Raw genomic sequence first — 21,261 nt, forward strand, 5'->3', positions numbered from 1 at the left:
CACTGACACGCACTTTACCCAAAGCGACGAATGATTACTCGTAGCGATGTTGCCGGGGTGGCTTTGTCGACGAGAACGGGATCTGGCCCAGAGGCCGTGAAGGCGTGACCGAAGGACGCCATACGGGCTGTTTACGGTGGTCACCATGCCTTATCTTCCCTCGTATGGATCTTGAAGCTCTGCCGTTGCGGGAAGTCCGGCATGGGAGATTCGGTGTCAACGAGGTCGATGGCCGGGGCGGGTGCCTGGGCTACGTCTTCGGTGGAGAGCCGCGGTTCGGTGATCTGGCGCGGGTGCTGCGCGATGGTGTGATCGTCGCGGACGATCTGCGCGTCGGCTACATCGTGCCGGAAGGTCCGGGCAGCAAGGCCCTGTCGCGGGCGGTTAAGGGAGAATCCTTCCACTTCGGACTCGGCTTCTCGGGACTGCGGCCACGGGACGTCGTCGAGTGCTACGAGCGCGACCTGCGCGAGTTCCGACCGGGTGAGCCCGCGACGACGCCGATCACACACGACTACCGCACCGAGGTGGAGCTGGGCCGGGCCTGGGTGGAACGCCCGTACCTCTTCGAGCGGATCGACGGGCGCGGCGGCGTCGTGCAGTCGGCGGGCGGCGTGCTTTCGTCGGGCGACCGCGTGCGGGTGGTACGCGGTGGGCAGATCGTCGCGGACGTACTGCGGATCGTTCTCCTTCACGAGGCGTCAGGCGCCGAAGTTCCCTCGCTCCAGGGGCCTGGCCTGCTCTACGTCGCGTTCGACGAGCTGGAGGCGGGCGATTTGATCGTCGCCTACCGGGTGCCCGAACCCCGATACCGGGAGCAGCGACTCGGTGAGCTCGGCATCGATCAGGTGCGCCCCGCCGGGCATGGCGCTGTCGCGGTGTCGGGTCCTCTCTTCACCGGGCCGGTGCGCGCTGGCACCCGCGCCCGTCTCGTCTCCGACGACGAGGTCGTCGCCGACGGGCTCCCCGTTCTGGCCCTGCTGCGCGACGGCCGTCAGGTCTCCGAGATCGATGACGAGGATTCCCCCTTCGAGATCGTCGTCGAACGGCCGTCGTTGCCCGAGGGCGTCGTCCTGGAGACCTACGGCTACGTCTCATCCTGATCCGGAGCGCTCCGGCCGGGTGGGACCGTGGAAGGATCGGGCCCATGGCGGCTGTGTCCGATGATTTCGAGTTGACCATGGACGAGTTGCGGGTCGTGGCGCGCTACGTGGTGGAGAGCGCGCAGGAAGTCCTCCCGGTGTTCGAGGAGGCCGTTCCCGGTGATTCTCGTCCGCGTGCGGCCGTTGATGCCGCATGGGAGTTCGTCAACGGAGCGAAGAGGACCAGGCTGCAGCGCGTCACCTCGCTGGACGCGCACCGAGCCGCGAAGGAAGCGGGCACCGAAACCGCACGTCTTGCCGCACGCTCCGCTGGCGATGCCGCGTCCGCGGCGTACCTGCATCCGATATCGCGAGCCACCCAGGTAGGCCACATTCTGCGCGCCGCCGCGAGTGCCGCGCGCATCGCCGAGCTGAACGCAGGCGGTGACCCTGCGGCCGGAGACCTGCTGATCGAGCAGGCCCGGCGATGCGCCACACCGACCCTGATCGCTGTTCTCCGCCGTTATCCCCTCGCGCCGACCGCCAAGAATCGCGTTGGGCAACTCATGAGCGCCCTGGACGCTTCCCTGCGCGCGTCCCGCTGAGGAGCCGCCGACAACTCCGAGACCCGGTTCTGCCCCCTGATCTCACCGTCTGGGCTCCCAGCCGCCATCACCCAGTCCCCGTCGGACTGACCGGCCACACGCCCTTCACCATCGGGAGATCCACGACAGCATCCACGACGTCCGGCGGCTTTGGAGGTGGCCTACATCTGGCTCCGTTCTCACCTTCATAGCCACTGGGGCGGTGACGTCATCTTCCACGGCCTCGCCCACGGCCCGTGGACGGCCCTGGCGGCGCCGGAGGAGTGCTGTTCCAGACGACCCCGCTCGTCGGCGGTGCCGGGAAGGACACGGCGGCGAGTGCTTCAGGCAAGAGCGGCCCCGATCGTGCCAACGTATGCGCACGAGGTCTGGTCATGTCCTTCAGCTCCTCCGAGGCCAGGTGTGCGGCTTCGGCCTGGGCACTCCTTCCCTGGCGTGCGCGGTGTTCGGCCACCGCCTCGGCGAGGTCGGCCAGGCATGAGATCAGCTCGATCAGCGCGACCGTCATCTCGTAGGTTTTTCGGCTTTCGGGCCCCATCGCGTGAGCGAGCAGCCGACTTGCCGCCCTCAGCCCTCGCGAGTAGCCGCCCAACGGCGCCACCCGTCCGCAGGGTTCCCGCCCTGCTCTGGCGTAGATATCCGCGACGTCGACCAGGCGCGCACTCCCCGTCGCCTGCGCGGCTGTGTACAGCACGCCGGTGGCGGCCGCCGCGATGTCGGCGCGCACCCGCGGGCTGCTGCTCCACCGGAACTGCTGGGACGCCCGGGTGACCGCCTGCGCGGAAGCCCGGTAGAGCATCTCCCGTTCGGCTGCGTTCCGTCCGGCTCGCGGACGGGAGAAGAGGTCGGCGGAGAGCGCCGGATCGGCCCACCGCCGGAGCAGCTTCGGGAGACTGAGTTCCGGGGCGAGCTTGCCGCCGGAGAACCAGACCTGCTGCCCGTCCCCGGTGAGGTCACCGGGCAGTCCGACCTTGTATCCGGTCACCTCGGATGCATCCAGCTTGCTGTACCGCTTGGCGCCCAGCAGCCCTGCCTCGTCGAGCTTGCCGAAGAACTCCTCCATGCCGCCAGCCCCGGCCGCAGCGGTCGCCACCGCCTTCCGCAACGTCTGCCGGGGAGTCTCTTCGCGTCCCTGGCGTACGGCTTTCTCCAGCTCGGCTCGGGTGGGCCGCGGTGTGGCGGTGCGATCGGCGGGTGCCGTCCGCCTCAATCCGTACCGCTCTTCAGCGGCGAGGCAGGCGCTCCTGACCTTGAGCTTGTCGTTCCACAGCCGCGGTATGCGCCCGTCTTCCCGGGCGAGCGTGACGACGAGGTGGATGTGTTCATCCGCGTGCCGGATCGCGATCCACCGGCATCCGGCTTCATCCTCGGCCCGGATGAGACCGATCTTATGGAGGGTCTCCTCGGCGATCTCGGCCCACTGCTCGTCACTCAGATACGGGTCTTCCGGCGCGGCCCGCAACGAGCACTGCCAGACGGGCTGCTCATAGCCCGACTCCTGGAGGGCCGTGATGGGCTGACGCAACAAGCTGATCAGCGGTCGAAGATCTCGTTTCCCCTCGCTGATGCTCGGCTCCAACTCCGTAGGCGTCCGGAAGCCGGCCACCACATGCGGGTCTTCGTGCACGCTGCTGCGGCCAGGCCCGTACAGGTAGACGATCAGGTTCCCGACGTTCGACCCACGGGTGATCTTCCCGATCATCGGTGGTCGATCACCTCGTCCAACCGCACCGCCAATGCCTCCAGTTGGGCCAGGCCCTCCGCCACCCGCTCCAGGCACCGTCCCAGCTCCGGTGGGCACTCCCCGGACGTGTGAAACCGCATGGTGATCTGGTTGAGGTTCAAGCCCACCCGTCGGATCTGCCGATTGCTCTCCATGACCTCGCGCAGCAATGCCCGATCAGCAGACCTCGCCAGCGGCATTTCCTCACGCGCCGCCAAGAGAACCGCCTCAGCGGCAAAGAACGTACGGGTCATGCCATTCCGCTCCGCTGCTGCCCTGATCGCCTCGTGCTCGTTCTCGCTGAGCCGCAGGCACAAACACCGCCGCCGCGCATCCTCCCCGCGCCGCCGATACCCCCGTTGACGTGGCCACCTGTCTTCGCCCTGCCCGCTGTCCGACACCCCACCTCCAGTTCGCCGTGTGGACCGCGCCCGGTCCGCACCCGCCCCCCGAAGACAAATGTAAGGACCGCGCTCGGTCCTTACATTTGTAGCCACAAAGGCATCATCTTGCACCCGGCGGAGCTGAGTCGATAGGTGATGGTGGAAATCGAAAATTGTCCTGCTGTCTCGATTGTGTAGGCGAAGTGCTAAAGAGTTACGTTTGATGCCAGCGGATTTGGATCCAATTAGTCAGCACGATAGGACCTCGGGTCCATCGGTTGGTGGCTAAAGGCCGGTCTCGCTGCAGGAATGCTATCGATCGCTCTACGGACTGCTTTACGCACCCCTTCACTGCCGTCATCACTTGGCGTTGCCTCGGGGCTACTTACGACCGGTTGAGGGCAGGCTCGGCTACAAGAGCCCCGACCAGGTCCACGCCGAGTACCTGAGTCTGCAGCTCGCAGCGTGAATTAACCGTAAGAAGAGCTGTCCGGAATCAGCAGGGCAGATCAGTAAGGTCTTCGAGGCCGACCGGTGCCGTATGGAGACCGTTTTCGTAAAAGGCCGGAGCATCGATGAGCGGTACTTGGGAAAGACCGGCGGCTTCGGCGGCAACGCTCCAGGACCGACACGCCCGGACGGGCTGCTCATCTGGACGTCTGTGGTCGAGCCCGGCGGAGTGGCCGACATTGAAGCCGTCCGCCGCCACGTTCTGCCGGCGCTCTACCCGTTCGCCGCCACCTTGCCGACCCTGGCCGGTCCGGGCTATCAGGGCGCAGGCCATGGTGTCGTCGTCCTGCTTCCTCAGCCGAGCGACGGCAACGTCCTGTCCTAGACGAACTGAACCCACAACGCGCTACAGCGCTCCTTGCGCTGTCTGGGAGAACGCGGTTTCGCTCTTCTTGTCGAGCGCTGGAGAGCTCTAAAACACGCCAGCCTCAGCCCTGGCAGGATCGGTGACCTCGTCGCATCCGCGCTCGCCCTCGCTCATTTCGAACACCGCATGATCAGCTAAAACTCGCTGGGAAAACCTCATTGGGGGAAACAGGCCAACGGGCCTTCAAAGATGGGTGAGAATTGGATCGGTTGGGTGCTAGGAGGGGTGGATGGCGGAGTCTGTGCTCGCGGGGCTGTCTGATGAGGAAAGGCGCATCCGAGATTACGCGAAGGCTGTGCTCGACGAGTGGTCGGCTTCGCCGACGTGGGGGCCTGGAAGGCAGCTTCGGGCGCTGACCTTCTCCAACGCTCGTGACTATGAGGGCCGGTTCCTCATCGAGCTGCTCCAGAACGGTCATGACGCCCATCCGAGGGAGTCTGGTGGCGGCAGCATCCATGTGTTCCTCGACCTGGGGGAGGGGCCGTTCGGGACGCTGTATGTGGCCAACGGGGGGAGGCCGTTCTCCTGGGAGCAGGTCGAGTCCGTCTGCAAAATCGCGCAAAGTGCGAAGACGGTGGGCGAGGGCATCGGCAACAAGGGGGTGGGGTTCCGCAGTGTTCTGTCGATCACCGACGCTCCTGAGATCTACAGTGCCCGGCCGGACGGCTCGTGCGGCGGTTCCCTCGACGGCTTCCGCTTCCGGTTCGCTACTCCGGACGATTTGCGTGACCTGCTGGACGGCCGGGATGAGCTGGCCCGCACAGCCGCGGATGAGCTGCCGCCTTTCCAAGTGCCCTACCCGCTCGATGAGGTGCCCCCTCGCTGCGCCGAGCTGGGTGCCGCCGGGCATGTGACCGTGATCAGGCTGCCGCTGCGCAACGAGCGTGCGACGGGCGAGGCGGTTCGGCGGCGGGACGAGCTGACAGGTGCCACGGCTCCAATCATGCTGTTTCTGCCGAGGCTGGAACGGCTGGTCCTGGAGACCAGAGAGGTCGACGGAAGTACGGCCCGGACCGAGCTGACACGGGATGAGGCGCCTGTCTTTGCCGGGGAGCCGGCCCCAGGAACGGTGGTGCCGCTCGTGTCGGCGGTCCGCGTCGGTCTCGGATCAGCCGGTGAGTACCTGGTGGCCCGGGGTCTTCTGGCAGAGGAGCGGCTTCGCGGGACGGTGGCCGAGGCGACGGCTGAGGGAAGGCTTGACGAGTCCTGGCAGAACTGGTCGGAGCCCGCGCAGGTCGAGGTCGCGATCCCGCTCGGTCGACCCGCGGAGGAGCAGGGGAGGATCTACACCTTCCTGCCGTTGGGAGAAGGAGCCCGGGCTCCGCTGTTCGGACATCTCAATGCGCCGTTCTTCACCAAGGTCGACCGCACCGCGTTGGATCGCGAGCACCCACTCAACGCCGTGCTTTTCGACGCTCTCGCGGAGACTTCCCTGATCGCCGCCGCGTACCTCCGCGACGATCCTCGGCCGGAATTCCGGCACGCCGCCGTCGACATGATCGGTTGGGATCCCGGCGATGAGACCGCTGGCCTGTTCGTGTCCGCCGCCAGTCGGGTATTCGATGAGCAATTCGTGGATCTTCCTGTCCTGCCGGTCCTGGACGGCGGTCGGGGAGGGTGGGAGTCCATCCGGCAGGCCGTGCACTGGCCACCGAAGCACACCACGGTCCTGACCGCCGAGGCTGCACGGCGGGCGGGCTTGAACGTCATCGATCCGGCGATCGGCCCGGCCAGGCTCGCGAGGCTCACGAAGTTGTGCTCCTGGCTCAGACACCCGGTCGAGCCTGGGCTGGAGGTGCTGGCCAGCCACGTCGAGAAGATCGTCTCCGACCTCCCCCGTCCCGGACAAAGAGAGGATGTGGGGTCCTGGAACGAGGTCTACACCGATATCGCCGGGTTGTTCGGCAAGGACGGGACGGTTCTGCAGGGTCGCCGCCTGCTGCTGGCCGACGACGGGAGCCTGCGCCCGTGTAACGAGGCTGGCGCCCGCGGGAAGGCCGCTGGCCGGGACGGGTTCTTCGCGCCGATCCGGGGAGAGGACAACGTCGAGGACGGTCTGAACCTGCCGCAACAGCTGAGGAAGAGGATGTTCCTGTTGCATCCGGGTCTGGTGTGGCGGAGCGCCGATGGACGCTCGCTGAGCCAGGCGCGGATCTTCCTCGAAAACAACGGCCTCGTCCGCCGTTTCGACGCCGCAGGGCTGCTCGACCATGTCAAAGCCGCTCTGAAGGACAGCACGTCACGGGAGCTGAGGTGGCAGGCGCTGAAGTTCGTCTTTCGTCTTCACCGTTCACGCCGCAGTTCGGGCAGCCTGTCCGTACGGGATGTGGGGCTGTGGGTACCGTCGGCGTCGGGCCGTCTGGTCGAGGCGTCCACGGCTGTCTTTGGACCGGGCTGGCAGGACACGCTCGGCGATGACCTGGCGATGGTGATCGCTGAAGGGCGGGATGCCTCATCTGGGTTGCGTTGGATGGAGGGGCTTCTTCTGGCGCCGCCACAAGAGTTCCTGGGCCGCGGCGACACCCAGGCGGAATGGCGGGACTTCCTCACCGCCGCAGGAGTCCAGGATGGCCTCCTCCCTTGTGTCACTCCGAATGCGGTGACCCGAGCCGACGGTTGGAAGCTCACGACCGATCGGATCGTCTCCATGGCCAAGGTGCCGCCGGCTGTCGCCGAGCAGTGGAGACCATTTATAGGGCTGGCGAGGTCGCGTGCCGCCAACCCGAACACTCCATATGTTGCAGGCGGGGCGTCTCGACTTCCCGGGCAGGATGTCGCCTGTGATCTGACCGATCCAGCTCGACTCGCCTATGCCCGTCTGGTTTTGTCAGGTCTGGTGCAGTGGCAGGACAGTCATCTGAAGTCGGTGTGGAAAAAGGATAGGCCCAGGGATCCCGACCAGGTCGGGGTGCTCACTCCTCTGGCGGCGTTCGTCCGGGGACAGCCCTGGCTTCCTGTGCGGGCTCCCGACCGGTCGCAGTCCTTCGTTCGGCCGACCGACGCCTGGCACTGCCCTTCTACGGTCGAGGAAGAACCGGGATTCGCCCCGATCCTGCTGCCGCAGCTCCGCCCGCTGCTCCGCGGGGAGGCCCTCACACGCCTACGGAATGAAGGCCTTCCCGTCTGGGGCGCACCGGCCGACGCCGACCGGCTCCTCGCCTTTCTGGGGGATCTCGTCGCATTGGGCACAGTGGCCGACGCCGACCTGCTGGTGCTGAGACGAGCCAATGAGCGTGCTTGGAGGGATCTGGCGGAGAAGTTCTCCTCCACGCCGAGCGTGCTCGTCGGCGACATGCTCTCTCGGTTGCGCAGTGCCTCCATCGTCGTCGAGACGTCGGGGGCGCTGTCAGCGGTGGGGCTCGCGGACTTCGGCGCGGGCAGCCGGACGCTGTATGTGAGTGGCGACAGGGACAGCGTCGCGGCGCGGTTGATCAAAGAGTCAGGACAGCCTCTCCTCGTCGTTCCCGGTGACGCGCAGCGCGTTACAGCAATGCTCGAGTGGCTCTGCGGCCAGGGGGTCCGGCCGGTCGACGAGGCCGCCGTGGAAGTCAGAGTGGACGGCGCGGTCATGGACCCGCACAGGAGTGTCCCGCTCGCTGAGCGGCTGCCGTGGCTGCCCCTTGCCCTCAGTCTGCTCGTCGATCATCCTCGGCGTGGACCGCGGCCCTCGGAGTCCGTGCTGCTCGGCTTCGCCGCCCAAGTGCGCGGTGTCTTCCTGCACCCTTATTCCCGGTTGGAGATCACGCTGGACGGTGAGCCGGTCCCACTGCCGGACCGGCAGAAGGGAGTGCTGCCGCTGTCGGTCGACGGCCGCACGGTGGTGCTCGCCGAGGCGGACTGCGTGGAGGGTCTCGGGTGGCCCTCGGTGGAGATCTTGGCCGAGGCGATCTGTCATGCGGTTGACCAGGATCACGCAGGAGTGCATCTCAAGCTCGCTGCGAGCAGGCTCGGCGCCCTCCACGCGGACCCGCGGGCTCTCACCGATGAGGAGATCGCCGAGCACTTCGACCGGACGGTCGCTCAGGTCGAGGAGACTCGCAACCGGCTCGACGGATCTGTGGGATCCGTCGTCCGGCGTCTGCGGCCGGTGATCGTCCACGTCCTCGGCGTGGACGCCGCTTCGGACGTTCTCGATCCCGTACCGGAGAGCGTTCAGGAGTTGCGTGACAGGCTGGAGTCGGCCCGACCGCTGCCTGCCCCGCCGGACCAGCTGATCGCCGCCGCCCGCTCAGCCAGGGACGTCGATGATTTGCGCGCCGCCGTCGATCTCGATTTCGCCGGGTTCAACAAGACGCTGTCCTCTCTCGCTCCGGACTACCGGCCGACCAGCCGTGCTGCCGCTCACACCGAGGCGCTCCAGCGATACCTCGCGCTGCACCGGATCTCGATCATCGATCGGTTGAGGTGGGCGAACATCGCCCGGTTCGATGCCGGGGAGCCGATCGACGGCTGGCGTGAGCTCTGCTCGCTCGACTGGATCACCGTGCCCGGCTCCTGGGAGTTCGAGATCGACAGCCTTGACGGTGCCGTGCTGGGGGAGCGGGTGGAGGCTGCGTTCTCCGAGCGGTTCGGCTCGGCTCTTCCCGCCTCCGGCGAACGGCTTCCTGCGTGGGAGGACACGAGGGTTGCCAACACGCGCGGGTTCACCCAATTGGCTCCCCGGTTGGGACCGCTGCTGAGCGCGCTTGGCCATCCGGTTCCCGACGCGTTCACGGGGCCGGATGCAGTGTCGGTCTCTTTGGACCGGTTGGACGCCGTGGGGGCGTTGGATTTCAGGGTTCTTTCCGAGCAGGAGATTCTCGCCTGGTTGCAGGTGATTGGGCTCTGGCCTGGCGGCGTCGCCACGAGTGCGGATCCGGCCGACCACGGCCTGACCGAGAGCGATCTCAACCCGGGCCGGCGGGAGGCCGAACGTCTTCGGCAAGAGCAGGTGCGCGCGCAGCGCACCGTTGTACTCGGCGGACGCGCGTTCGACGTCGGGGACGGTGATTTCAGCGAGGTGGTCGACGCACTGGAGTCGGTTCTCGAAGACCGTCCCGACCTGCTCGGCGGGGCGCTCCGCTGGTCCACGCCGACCGCGCCGCAAAAACGCGGCCGCCAGAGCCAGACGGCGGACGCTCTGAGCGGATTCACCGGGCGGCGCCGAATGTCCTCCGCCCAGCGGGACGCGATCGGCTTCATCGGCGAGTGGTTCGCCTTCCAATGGCTTCAGCGCCACTACAAGGGCGTCGATGAGTCGTGCTGGGTGTCGGTCAATCGCCGCAAGGTCTTCCCCGGCATGCCGGGAGACGACTCCCTCGGGTATGACTTCGAGGTGATTGGGGGTGCACGTTCGATCATGTTCGAGGTGAAGGCGACGCAGGGATCGGGCGGCCGGTTCGAACTTGGTGAAAGCGAAGTGCGGGCCGCGCAGCGGTCTGCAGGAAGCGACCGGTGGCGGCTTCTGGTGGTCACCGACGTTCTAGATCCGGAACAGCTCAAGGTCCTGATGTTGCCTAATCCGTTCAGTAAGGAGGGAAGGGACAGTTACCTCAACGTCGGTGGCACGCTGCGGTTCTCCTACACACTGTTATGAGGATTCTTATTTCAAGTGGGCGTTTGGCCCTTTCCGCGCTCCGTCCGCGTCTGAACCGCCCTGGTTCCGTTAAAAGATGATGTGCCCCGTGCTGGGCGGAGTCGGGTTGCTGGAGCTTCGGACCTATCGGCTGATGTTCGGTAGCGGAAGGCTGGCCTCGCTACGGAACGCTACCGACCGCTCTCGACCGAACGGAACTTGTGCCAGATGGAGCAGGCCGCCGACCAAAAGAAGGGCCACCAAGGCGGTCGGCCTCGTGGTCACGACACCGACCTGTACAAGGAGCGGACATCGTCGAGCGCCTGATCAACAAGCTGAAGGCGGGCAAGGCATCGTCACTGGCTACGACAAGGCCCTTGCCAGCTACCTCCCGGCGTCCGGCAAGAGCTTCCCCGCCACTGGCTTCACCACGGCTTCACCCTCGGCCTGGCGGTTTCCCAGGCTCCGGTGTCTTACTGAAAAAAGGCAGACATTGGGTAATTTATCAGCTCTTAATGCCAAAGTGTCTCTATGGATTTGACCGCCGCCGCAGTGCACGCGGCTCTCCGCGAGTTCGACGAGCTCGGACGGGAAGCGTTCCTCGCCAAGTACAGATTCCGCCGGGCCCGAAAGTTCTTCATCCTCCATGAGGGGCGCGAGTATGACTCGAAGGCCATCGCCGGTGCGGCGCACGGCCATCTGCCCGGTGCCGCTCCGCTCCGGGCTTCTGAGTTCTCCGGCGGAGAAGCCACATAGTCGGCGTGCTGCGAGCCCTGAATTTCACCGTGGTCGATCGGAGCGCCGGCGTCGCGCCCTTGGGGCCTTTCACACCGATCCACAGCCTGAGACCGAACTTGGTCAAGGGCCGCCCGATGCTCAAGCAAGCCGTCGTGCTGGTGTGGGCGATCGGCCGCGCCGTCCATGGACGGCCTCGGCTGGCACCCTGGACGGAGAGCCGAGAAGAACTCCACCCGCTGCTGAAGGAGTTCAAACGCGACGGCGAGAGCAAACGGCCGAACCCCGCCCACCCCATCGCGGCGCTCTACCAAGCCGGACTATGGGATCTTCAAGGATTCGACGGCGTGGTGCCGACCGCACACGGACACCCTGAAGACTGGTTCGCATCTCGGCACCCCACCGGAGGCCTGCCGACCGCATGCCACGACCTCGTCCGGACGTCCGTCACCGCCCGCCTCGAAGTCCTCGACGCGTTGCAGGAGAAGTTCGAGCTGTCTCCGGAGGAGTATGAGGCATTGCTCTCGGCCGCCGGAATCGATGATGAGACCGGGCCGAGGCCTGCCGTTGACGACGACTCCTATGCGCGGCTGTGTCGACTCGCGGAGTCCAGAGAGCAGCGCGGTCTACGCAGACCGAAGCTCAGAAACGAGCCGGTCAGACTCGACCCCGCACGCCGGGTGGTCCTGGAGCGCAGCGCTGGTAACTGCGAGTTCTGCGGCACGCCCGCACCCGACGTCACCGACCGGGGCATACCCGTTCTGGAGGTCGACCACATCGAAGGCCTCGCTGAGGGAGGACGGGACCACCCTGAGCAGATGATCGCGCTATGCCCGAACTGCCATGCCGTCAAAACCCGAGGGACCAGACGTCACACCGTGGCCGAACAGCTCCGGGAGATAGCCACACGACGTCACCGGCAGAAGCTGGAGTCGAATGGCGACCGGTGACGAAGCAAGTGAGGCCGCTGCCGATACGGGTGGTCTATCCCCGACCCGGCTCCCGTAGCCGGAGACGAAGACACCCCTTGAACACCCCTCCGACGGGCACGTCCGAGTTGCAGCGGATGCGAGCCCGAGAACGTCGGACGACTGACGATCAAATCCGCACGCGCCATCTTCGGACCGCCCCCGTCGAATTGGGCCGACAATGATCGTGATGACGAGGTGCCCTTCGGTCCTGACGCGGGGAATTCGACTCCGTAACGGCGATCTTCGGATGGATCAAGACGACTCCCACAGCTCTGACCCGCCTCTTCGCAGTCTGTGTTGTGTCCGTAGATCGGTGTGACGTCAAATCGTCTGCCTGGACGGACGGGGACTCCCACGCAACAGAGCCCCGTCCGTTCAGCGTCAAGCGCGGACACGGCGACTTCTCGGTCACGCCCTTAGTGAGCGTTTGGGTCCTGAATAGGGTGTTTTATGCCTTTTTCTGTGGGTGACTGGGGACGCAAAGGGCGGGATATTCGAGGAAGTTGGCGCCTGGAGTGGCGCTCGGGGCGGGCGTGGCGGTGTTTGGCGGCTTTCCTCCTGTCTGATTCCAAAACGCCCTGCTCGATGGTGCTTTGCGGGTGGCGGTGACGCTGTAGTTCGCTGCCGTGGCCTTCAGGGCCGTGGGCGGAGCGACCGGGCGGAGGTAGGCCGGGGCCATGGCGTCTTCCCCCTATCCGAGTGATCTGTCCGATGCCCGCTGGCAGCTGATCGAACCTGTCCTCACCGCCTGGCGCACCCGCCGCCAGGAAGCCGCTCTGGGTTTCGGGCGCAGGCCCGAGCACGACCTGCGCGCCATCATGAACGCGATCATCTACGTGGACCGCACCGGCATCGCCTGGCGCTACCTGCCGCACGACTACCCGCCCTGGCAGAGCGTCTACTGGTACTTCGCCGCCTGGCGCGACGAAGGCATCTTCACCGAGCTGAACGGCCTGCTGCGCCGCCTGGCCAGAAAGGCCGAAGGCCGCAGCCCCGAGGCCTCGGCGTGCGCGATCGACGCCCAGAGCGTCAAGACCTCCGCCAACGTGCCCCTGACCAGCCAGGGCGTGGACGCGGCCAAGAAGATCATCGGCCGCAAACGCCACATCGCTACCGACACCCTCGGCCTGCTCCTGACCGTCCTGGTCACCGCCGCCAGCGTGCAGGACTCGGCCGCCGGCACCCGCCTGCTCGACCAGCTCGCCACCGGCCACCCCGCCGTCCGCAAGGCCTGGGTCGACGGCGGCTACCGCCCCTACTTCCTCGACCATGCTGCCACTTTGGGCATCGACGCCCAGATCGTGCCCCGTGACCCGGCCATCCGTGGCTTCACCGTCCTGCCCCGCAGGTGGGTGGCCGAACGGACCTTCGGGTGGCTCATGCACCACCGCCGCCTGGCCCGCGACTACGAGGCCCTGCCCGCCACCTCCGAAGCCATGATCCACCTGGCGATGATCGACAACATGACCCGCCGACTCACTAGCGAAAACACCCCAAACTGGCGCGGAACCTGAAACCCGTGATCAGGCAGACTTCACGGCTTCAAACGCTCACTTAGAAGATCCTGAGGTCGCTACTGTGAACAGCGGGTGGATCTTCGATCGTGTCGCGATCGGTCGCCAGTTGTGTCAAAAGCCGGAGGAGACCGTCGATGGCTGAATGATCTGTGCATTTGATTGCGTAGCCATAGTGGATCAGTCTTTTGCCTGATTTAAGGCGTTTGGGGAACCTGTCCAGGCCAGAGTCGTGGAAGTAGTCGCTCTCAGCCGGTACATCGAGCCCTACGACACTTCGCATCTTGTCGAGGGGAGTCTCAGGTGCGACAACAACGGAACGGCTCTTGGTCTGCCGACTCAGGTAAACGGTTTGCCCGCTGTCCTGGTGTTCGAGTCTGAACCAGGACTGGTTCGAAGCCTTGGTGACTGTGAACCCCCACTTGATGGCGATGGCGACGACCTCATCCTGAGCAGCTTCGATCTGTTGGGCGATCTCGGAGAGTGTCCCTTTGCCTTGGACTTCCCATCTGGTCGTCCCGCGGATTCCGGAAGGCGGATTGAGGCCAGCCTGCACCATCATGCGCATGACAAGGCCACTGGGCGTGTAGCGTTCGCCGTCGACCGCCCATGTCAGAGGCGAATTCCTGTCATTGGACCAGGTCGCCCGGCCTCGTGAGGGCTCCTTTGAGATCCAGAGCAGAAGATCCCTCCGCTCCCGCTCGGTGTCCGGACGGAAGATCAGAGGCGTTCCGTCCTCTAGAGAGCCTTCATCGAGGATGACCCTGACGGCGTCGGCCTTTCTAGCATTTGAGGATCTCAGGTCAACTGCTTTGGGACGGACCCGGGGGGTGGGTACGAAAGTACCTGTTTGGATGGCGAGAACGTCTTCGACCAGCTTGCGGCATTTGGAATGGTTCTTGAACAACGAGCCGAGGAACGCGCCGCTGTGTTGTTCGGCCACTTGAGCTGCGAGCTGGTCGTGCATCGTCTTGGTCAAGTCGCCGACGACCGCGAACCGTCCTTCCGCTGTCGCATCGGGGTCGTCGAGAACGTCTGGGCTCAGCCGAGAGAAGACCAGATGAGCTATGAGCCGATTGCCGTGAACGGCGACTCCCGCATCACGGCCGCTGATCTCCTGCCGGAGCGCGGTGAGTCGTTCATCGATGGCGCGTAGGACCAGCACGCTATTCCACATGCGAACGACGTTGAGGTTTTCGGGGAACAGAGCTTGGTAGACACGGTCCTCACTGGATGACCACAAGCTGCTGACCTGTCGCTTCGCGTCCACCGCGAAGTCAGGGTCGGCCGAGGCACACGCCAGAGCGATCGCCGCCTCGTCGACTTCGCACCCGTCGTCGCCTGTGATGGGCTCGCTGCTGCGCCGCAGACCGTAGGTCTTGTTGAACTGAAGGCGGAACTGCGCCCGGATCATCTCCTGCCGCGGATCGAGCGCGATGAAGTCTCGAGCTTCTACTCCGTTCTGTGTGTTGGTGGCCCTGGTGACCCGTGAGCCGAACCCGTCGGGGCAGCCTTCGAGGGAGATGATCCGGACCCAGATTTTGGCATCCCCGAGCCGTTCGGGTTCTTTGCGTAGGATGGACCGGACGCTGGCCGCGGTCTGCGCACCGTTGACAATGGTCGCGCCGGTCACGCTGAATCTGCCGTACTCCCGGTTCGGACTGTCGCGCACCGACCGGCGGACTTCCTCGGCGAGCACGGTGATCCCATTGTTGAAGTACCAGAAATGCTCGGGCTCGTTCCACAGTGTTGCAGTGAGGTCATCATTGACGGGGGTATGGCCTAGGGCGTCCCTGAGGTTGCCATCGAACAGACGCTCTCCGTGCTGCTCGTACCATTCTGCGATCTGGGTGGCGTTTGCGACGCCGTAGTACGCGCGATAGGGGGTGTCTGTACTGCCCCAGCCGGTCAGGTGTACGTCGATGTCGACGCCTCGAGAAGAGGCGCCGTTGACGATGAAGTCGTGTAGCGCGCGAGTCCCCAGCACGATGAGATCGATCATCTCTCCGTCGCTGTTGATCTCATCGCAGAAGTCTTCCAGGGGGCGGATGACCTCCGCCCCGAGTTGGTCCGAACCGGTGGAGACCAAGGCAATAGTGATCTTGGTTTGAGTGTTGAGCAGTGCCTGGTTGAGATCACTCTCCAGCGCCCGCAGCCTAGGGTTGAAGCGCTCGAACCGGGCAGCGAAAAGATCTTCTGCTCCATTGCGGAGTTTGAGTGCTTCGGCCTGGTTGAGGTTTTTGCGGCCATTATGGTGCCATTTGGTCTGGACTAGGACGATCCGCTCATGCGCGTCGTCCACCGCAACACCGTCGATGCCGTTGTCGCTGAATCCGTCGATTACGCAGGCCGCCGCTGCCTGCGGTGTGAAGCCGGTGAGCGCCTGGATTCCGAGTGCGGTCAGGGCCCGGGACAGCACTGCCGGGTTGGACTCGCTGCGGTCTTGGAGGTCGGATAGGTCCAAGTGGGGGAGGAATTCGCGTTTGAGGTGCGCGGCGATCTGGTTGATGTGCAGGATGCTCAAGGTGCAAGCCTCGGCTTCGGGGAGGAGAGTGACAAGGATCGATGTTACCTGGGACTTGTCTTCTCTGTAAGAAATTTTCGTCTTGTGATGGTTTTCGTGACCCTCTCTGTAGGCCTTGTCGCTGGCAGGAGCATGAGCATGGGTAACGGGCCACGGCTGATTCCGGTAGTTCATCGCCTTTCATCACTTGCGGTCGTCGGCTGACCGCGTTCGTGCGCGAGGGTCACCACGTACACCAGCGCCGGTTGTCAGCGTTCACTGCGTACGGGGAGGCCGCGGGGGTGGTCCCATAGCACGACCGACGAGCCCTCGTTCCGACCCGCCGCTCCTCCTGATCCCCGGCCTGTGCGCCGGGGCACGGACCGGCGCGCAGGCCGGGTCCACGCGTCGGACGGCCCCGGCATCGGGCCTCCGCCAGACCGGTGCAGGACAGAGGCGGACCAACTGACCGCCGGCGTTTCCACAGGCACCGGTGCCGGAGAGCCTCCCGGGACTGGGCGGTCAGCGGAGCGACGCCAGGGAAGGATGCTCCTTCAGGCCGTCGAGGCCGTGGATCCGGTAGGTCGTGTAGGAGATGAGGCTCGGGAGGGAGGACCGAAGAGTGCCAAGGGCGCGGCACCGGAGAACTCGAAGACGGCGGACCGGCTTATGGGTTCGGGATGGAAGGCCGTCACGGCGTCGTAGGAGAAGCTCCTCCACTGGCCGGAGACCAGGCAGATCAGCCGCCGGTCGGTCGCTATGACCCGTGTGGCGCACTGGTCGCGCCAGCACTGCATGGCGTCGGCTCGGGCCTGGCTGCGGTGGACGGCGTTGCCGAGGGCCGTCATGGCGACGCCCGCGGCGACGAACCGCGGATGACCGAAGAACACCCCGCTGACATGTCGGTACGTGGCCGTCCTGCCGTAGAAGCGTGCGTAGTTTGCCTGGAGGTCGAGATACGCGTGCTCGTCCGAGTCCAGTACGACTCCCCAGACGGTGAGGGGCTCAAGCCTTCCACCCGCCAAGAGCAAGGCGGTGAGCCGACACCCCTCGTCATGGCCATGCCGCTGGGCGGCGGCGAGTTCGACCCGTCGGGACTCCCGTGCACGTCCGCTCTCTCGCAAAGCCAGAATTCCGAACACGGGAGCCGCGAACGCGCTCAGCAGGCAGATGCCTCCGAGAAACAGTGCGGCCCGCATGGCCGGGAGACCCTCGCCGTCGGACGAAACAGAGACGAACGCCAGGGCGGCGAAGAAGCTGATCGCGCAGACTCGCACCGAGCCGGTGAACCGGGACCGCCACCGCCGCATACCGTCACCGCTTTCCGGAAAACGACCTCCAGCGGCGAGGCTACGACCGGGCCTCACCGGACGCGCTGCGATGGTTCAGATGAGGGAGAGACCGGAGGAATACTTTCCTGAGGCTTTCAGCGGATCCCGGAGACGAGCCGTGTCCTTGGTCGGCCCGGCCTACTGTGGACCGGGAGGGTTTGCCGTAAAGCCGACGACGGAGGTCATGTCGCCCAAGCTCGCGCTCACCAAGTCCTGCCTTGCTGAGTACGGGTACTTCCCGAAGCCGGGGAACACCAGTGACCGCGTCGCCTTCACCATAGGTTCCGTAGATCCCCGCGTAGCTGTCTGGTGCTTACGGCTCAAGCCGGTTGGGCCCCCGGAAGAGAAAGGTCGTCTCTCTGATCGAGGGCAACCCTAGGAGGAGCATGAGAAGGCGGGAGAGTCCCAGACCGAGGCCGCCGTGGGGCGGAGTCCCGTAGCGGAAGCAGTTGAGATAGCTCTCGAGCGGTTCGAGGTCCATGCCTTTTTCTCGGGCCTGAGCAGTGAGGACGCCATAGCGGTGCTCACGTTGGGCGCCAGTGGTGATCTCGATGCCCTTCCAGAGCAGGTCGAAGCTCTCAGTGACCGTCGGGTCGTCGGCGGGACGCAGGTGGTAGAAGGGACGGGCCTCGGCTGGGAACCGGGTCACGAAGACGAACTCATGGCCGGTTTCCTGAGCGATGAGCGCTGAGAGAGTACGTTCGCCTTCGGGGTCGAGGTCTTGCTTGGTTCCTTCGGAGTCCCACCCGGTGGCGTGCAGGCGAGCGAGGGCGTCGGCCATGGTGATGCGTGGGAACGGCAGGGCCGGGACGGTCACGGTGATGCCGAAGTGATCCTCGATAGCGGGACCGTGGGCCTCGGCTACGTCGGCGAGGACGCGTTGAAGCATGCGTTCTTCGACGGCCATGACGTCTTCTACGGAATCGATCCAGGCCATCTCCAGGTCGACGCCGGTGAACTCGGTGGCGTGGCGTGAGGTGAAGGAGGGTTCTGCACGGAAGACGGGGCCGATCTCGAAGACGCGGTCGATGCCGCCTGCGATGGCCATCTGCTTGTAGAATTGCGGGGATTGGGCGAGGTAGGCGGTGCGGTCGAAGTAGCCGACTTTGAATACCTCGGCGCCTGATTCTGAGGCTGTGCCCATGAGCTTGGGGGTGTGCAGTTCGGTGAAGCCCTCGGCCGCGGCTACTTCACGCATGGCACGTTCGACGGTGGTCTGAACGGTGAACACGAGCTGCTGAGCGGGGCGCCGCAAGTCGAGGAACCGCCAGTCGAGACGCTGGTCGAGGTTCGTGTGCTCGTCGATCGGCAGTGGTGCTTCTGCCGGGGCGACGATCTCGACGCGGTCAGGGATGATCTCGAGGCCGCCGAGCTTGACCTTGTCGTTCATGACGACCTTGCCGGTGATTTTCACGGCGGATTCGACGGCCGAGGCCTCGAGGGTGTGCTCGATGGCGTCGTCAGCACGAATGTGAGTGATCTGGACGAGGCCGGTGTGGTCGCGGACGATCACGAACTGCATGCGTCGTTGGAGACGGAGAGCCTGGATCCAGCCGCAGACGGTGACCGTCTCGTCCGGGTGGTGGGGAAGGTCGCGGATCAGGGTGCGCGACATCGCGGCAACTCCCTTGGTTGCAGGCGCGTTGGTCGCGCCGGGTGAGCAGTGCGGTAGACGGCCGCCTGCGGGGACTTGATCAGGCTACCCGACAGGTGGCCGTGGGTCTTCCGCTTTTGGGTGCGGCAGCGGTCAAGCGAGGCTGAACACCCCGGAGAAGATGGGTAGTCGGTACTTTTCGATGATCTCGTTGAAGGCGACGTGGACGTCGATGAGGCCGTCCAGGTCGTAGTGGAAGGGGATGTCTTGCTGGCCGACCACGAACGGAGTCAGAACGGTCGGTGAGGGGACGACACCGAGTGCGGAGATGGTCTCCAGGCCGCGGAGCGTGTCGTCAGGGGGTTCGATGCCTGCGAGCAGGCAGCTGCCGACCTGCTGGTGGCCGAAGATCTCGACGGCGTCGGTGAATACGGTGACGTAATCGTCGAAGGTCAGGGTGCCTTTGTATCCGTGGACGTAGCGCTTGCGGTAGTCGTTGTTGACGATCTCGACGCCGCTATTGAAGCGGCTGACGCCCGCGTCCTTGAGCGCTTGGAGGTAGTCGCGGCGTGCGGCACCGTCATGACGGATGGCGTTGGGGATGACCTGAGAGACGTAGATGCCTTCGGTGTAGCCGACAGCGCGGAGCTCCGCAGCTAGACGACAGTGGCGGTCAAGTTCGAGCTGGGCGTCCTTGATGCTTCCGGTGCACAGCCAGACGATGTCGTACTTGGTCAGGAAGTCCTCGGCGTGTTCACGGACGTGCTGCAGGCAGGCTTCGAAGTTGTCGGAGTAGCCGGCTGCGGAAGCGCCTTGGACTGCGAGGATCTCCCATTCGGACTCCTTGAAGCAGAAGTCGCATTTGTAGGCGCAGAAGGTGTGGTAGTCGAACACGAAGCTGCGCATGCCGTTTTCGCGGAGCAGTCCGAAGTTGTACATGCCGGTGGGGGCTCGATCACCGTCGATGAACTGGACGCAGCCGATGCGCTGAACCGTCCCGTTGATGCTGGCGCTCAGGTGGGTGCCGTCGAACATGAACGAGGAGAGCTGATTCACGCGGACGGTGACCTTCTTGCGGGTGTCCCCGTCGGAGACCTCTATCTCGATGCGGGGCACCACCTGGCCGAGGACGGGAAAGCGGATGTCCGCGGTGGTGAGCTGGACACCGTCACGGAGCACGCCGAGCCTGAACAGCTCGAGCTTGCTGACCTTGCCGGCGCCGGTGATGGCCAGGTTGAAACGGGAAGTACGCGAGGTAGGGGAAAACACGGTGTCTCCCTTTCAGAGGATCAGGCTCACGTGAGCAGTCGGTGGGCGTTGCCTCCTTGGAGGGCTCGGGCATCGGACGGGGGAAGGCGGTCGAGGACCGGCTTCCATTCGGCGGTCGGGTCTGCGGGCGTGCCGGGGTGCGGGTAGTCGGTGGCGAGCATCAGCCGTCGGCGCAGCCAGGCGGGCATCGCGGTGACGTCCTCACCCAGACCGATCGAGAAGAAGAAAGTGTCGGCCTCGGTGAAGTACTCGGCCGGTGGCCGGTTCGGGAGCCGGTCGGCCTTGTTGCGGCGGAGCGTCTCCCACGACTCCTGAGCACGATCCAGCCAGGAGGGCAGCCATCCGGCGTTGCACTCGTGAAAGGCGAACCGGATACCGGGGAACCGGTCGGGGATCCGCGTGTCCAGGAGGGCGGCCAAGCAGAGCGGGCCGGGGAGGGTCTCGTTGACATGGTTGAAGAAGGCCCCGGCGGCATCCGAGCGCAGGCTCAAGCCAGACGACGAGGGCAGGAAGTGCGGAATCGCGACCTTGTGAAGATGCACGACCAGGCCGAGATCCTGCACGGTGGCGAAGAACAGGTCCGCGTCGGCGAACGATGTGAGTCCCGCGGGCAGCATGACGTGGCCGAAGCCTTCATCGGCCAAGGCCGCCAGCCTCGTGGACAGGTAGGGCGTGAACGCGGTCTGGGCGACAGGGATGAGGCGCCCCGGGGCTGCGGACGTCATGTCGAGCAGCCACCGGTTGTAGGCGTCGAAATGGGCCTCGGCATAGGGACTGATCGGGTCGATCTCTCGCGGCCAGATGAGCCCGAGGCTGGGGAACAGGAGAGTCGCATCGATGCCTGCCTGGTCCAGCCAGTTCAGTCGGGCGGGGCCGTTCCAGGAGGTGATCGTGCACGAGTCGCGGTAGGAGACGAACTCACCGGTGGCGGGCAGATGGTTCCAGTCCAGGATTTCGTGACCGTCACGTGGCGCGACGCCGCCCAGTCGGCGGATCAGCCGCGACGGAGTTCCGTCGATCAGGAGCTTGTCACCGTCGGCGGGGTCCCGGACGACCTGGAGGCACCGGTCACGGAACGCCGGTTCCACGTACTGGGGCCACAGCCACAAGGGCTCCATGA

14 protein-coding genes are annotated in these 21,261 nt (G+C 65.4%); 7 read left to right on the plus strand and 7 right to left on the minus strand.

The window, feature by feature from the left end; all coding sequences use genetic code 11:
- Window positions 1-164: 164 nt before the first annotated feature.
- The gene (locus tag C2865_RS19810; protein ID WP_157963814.1) at window positions 165-1,103 is read left to right on the plus strand and encodes a hypothetical protein; all 939 of its coding nucleotides are present in this window, start codon (window positions 165-167) and stop codon (window positions 1,101-1,103) included.
- 44 nt (window positions 1,104-1,147) lie between these two features.
- On the plus strand, window positions 1,148-1,687 hold the full coding sequence (locus C2865_RS19815) for a putative immunity protein (protein ID WP_106399951.1): 540 nt from the start codon (window positions 1,148-1,150) through the stop codon (window positions 1,685-1,687).
- A gap of 208 nt (window positions 1,688-1,895) precedes the next feature.
- Here the strand turns inward: C2865_RS19815 and C2865_RS19820 are convergent, their stop codons facing one another.
- Window positions 1,896-3,389, minus strand: a complete 1,494-nt coding sequence (locus tag C2865_RS19820; RefSeq protein WP_106399952.1) for a relaxase/mobilization nuclease domain-containing protein — start codon at window positions 3,387-3,389, stop codon at window positions 1,896-1,898.
- Complete coding sequence (locus C2865_RS41840; RefSeq protein ID WP_408608323.1) at window positions 3,386-3,925, minus strand: plasmid mobilization protein; 540 nt, start codon at window positions 3,923-3,925, stop codon at window positions 3,386-3,388. The genes C2865_RS19820 and C2865_RS41840 overlap by 4 nt, the downstream gene beginning before the upstream one ends.
- A gap of 454 nt (window positions 3,926-4,379) precedes the next feature.
- Between C2865_RS41840 and C2865_RS19830 the strand changes: the two genes are divergently transcribed.
- The 5 genes from C2865_RS19830 to C2865_RS19850 all read left to right on the plus strand — a co-directional run bounded on the left by C2865_RS19830 (window position 4,380) and on the right by C2865_RS19850 (window position 13,444).
- Window positions 4,380-4,628 carry a hypothetical protein gene (locus C2865_RS19830; RefSeq protein ID WP_106399954.1) on the plus strand — a complete coding sequence of 83 codons (249 nt, stop codon included), beginning with the start codon at window positions 4,380-4,382 and terminating at the stop codon, window positions 4,626-4,628.
- A gap of 271 nt (window positions 4,629-4,899) precedes the next feature.
- The gene (locus C2865_RS19835; RefSeq protein WP_106399955.1) at window positions 4,900-10,245 is read left to right on the plus strand and encodes a sacsin N-terminal ATP-binding-like domain-containing protein; all 5,346 of its coding nucleotides are present in this window, start codon (window positions 4,900-4,902) and stop codon (window positions 10,243-10,245) included.
- Between the two features lie 510 nt (window positions 10,246-10,755).
- Complete coding sequence (locus C2865_RS19840) at window positions 10,756-10,980, plus strand: ScoMcrA-related endonuclease (RefSeq protein WP_157963817.1); 225 nt, start codon at window positions 10,756-10,758, stop codon at window positions 10,978-10,980.
- A gap of 116 nt (window positions 10,981-11,096) precedes the next feature.
- A complete protein-coding gene (locus C2865_RS19845; protein WP_157963818.1) occupies window positions 11,097-11,909 on the plus strand; it encodes an HNH endonuclease signature motif containing protein in 813 nt (270 codons plus the stop codon).
- A gap of 698 nt (window positions 11,910-12,607) precedes the next feature.
- The gene (locus C2865_RS19850; RefSeq protein WP_106399958.1) at window positions 12,608-13,444 is read left to right on the plus strand and encodes an IS5 family transposase; all 837 of its coding nucleotides are present in this window, start codon (window positions 12,608-12,610) and stop codon (window positions 13,442-13,444) included.
- A gap of 40 nt (window positions 13,445-13,484) precedes the next feature.
- On the opposite strand, the gene C2865_RS19855 is transcribed toward C2865_RS19850, so the two are convergent.
- From C2865_RS19855 to C2865_RS19875, 5 genes are all read right to left on the minus strand, one after another.
- The gene (locus C2865_RS19855) at window positions 13,485-16,142 is read right to left on the minus strand and encodes an AIPR family protein (protein ID WP_106399959.1); all 2,658 of its coding nucleotides are present in this window, start codon (window positions 16,140-16,142) and stop codon (window positions 13,485-13,487) included.
- A gap of 359 nt (window positions 16,143-16,501) precedes the next feature.
- Window positions 16,502-17,146 (minus strand): hypothetical protein, encoded by a 645-nt coding sequence (locus tag C2865_RS19860; protein WP_157963820.1) that lies wholly within the window; start codon window positions 17,144-17,146, stop codon window positions 16,502-16,504.
- Between the two features lie 445 nt (window positions 17,147-17,591).
- Complete coding sequence (gene aspS, locus C2865_RS19865) at window positions 17,592-18,893, minus strand: aspartate--tRNA(Asn) ligase (protein WP_106399961.1); 1,302 nt, start codon at window positions 18,891-18,893, stop codon at window positions 17,592-17,594.
- Window positions 18,894-19,025: 132 nt separating this feature from the next.
- Window positions 19,026-20,141: a radical SAM family protein gene (locus tag C2865_RS19870; RefSeq protein WP_106399962.1), complete on the minus strand. Its 1,116-nt coding sequence runs from the start codon at window positions 20,139-20,141 to the stop codon at window positions 19,026-19,028.
- A 26-nt stretch (window positions 20,142-20,167) separates the two neighbouring features.
- Window positions 20,168-21,259 (minus strand): amidohydrolase family protein, encoded by a 1,092-nt coding sequence (locus C2865_RS19875; protein WP_106399963.1) that lies wholly within the window; start codon window positions 21,257-21,259, stop codon window positions 20,168-20,170.
- Window positions 21,260-21,261: the final 2 nt, after the last annotated feature.

The organism is Actinocorallia populi (genome assembly GCF_002995495.1).
GTDB classification, from domain to species: domain Bacteria; phylum Actinomycetota; class Actinomycetes; order Streptosporangiales; family Streptosporangiaceae; genus Actinocorallia; species Actinocorallia populi.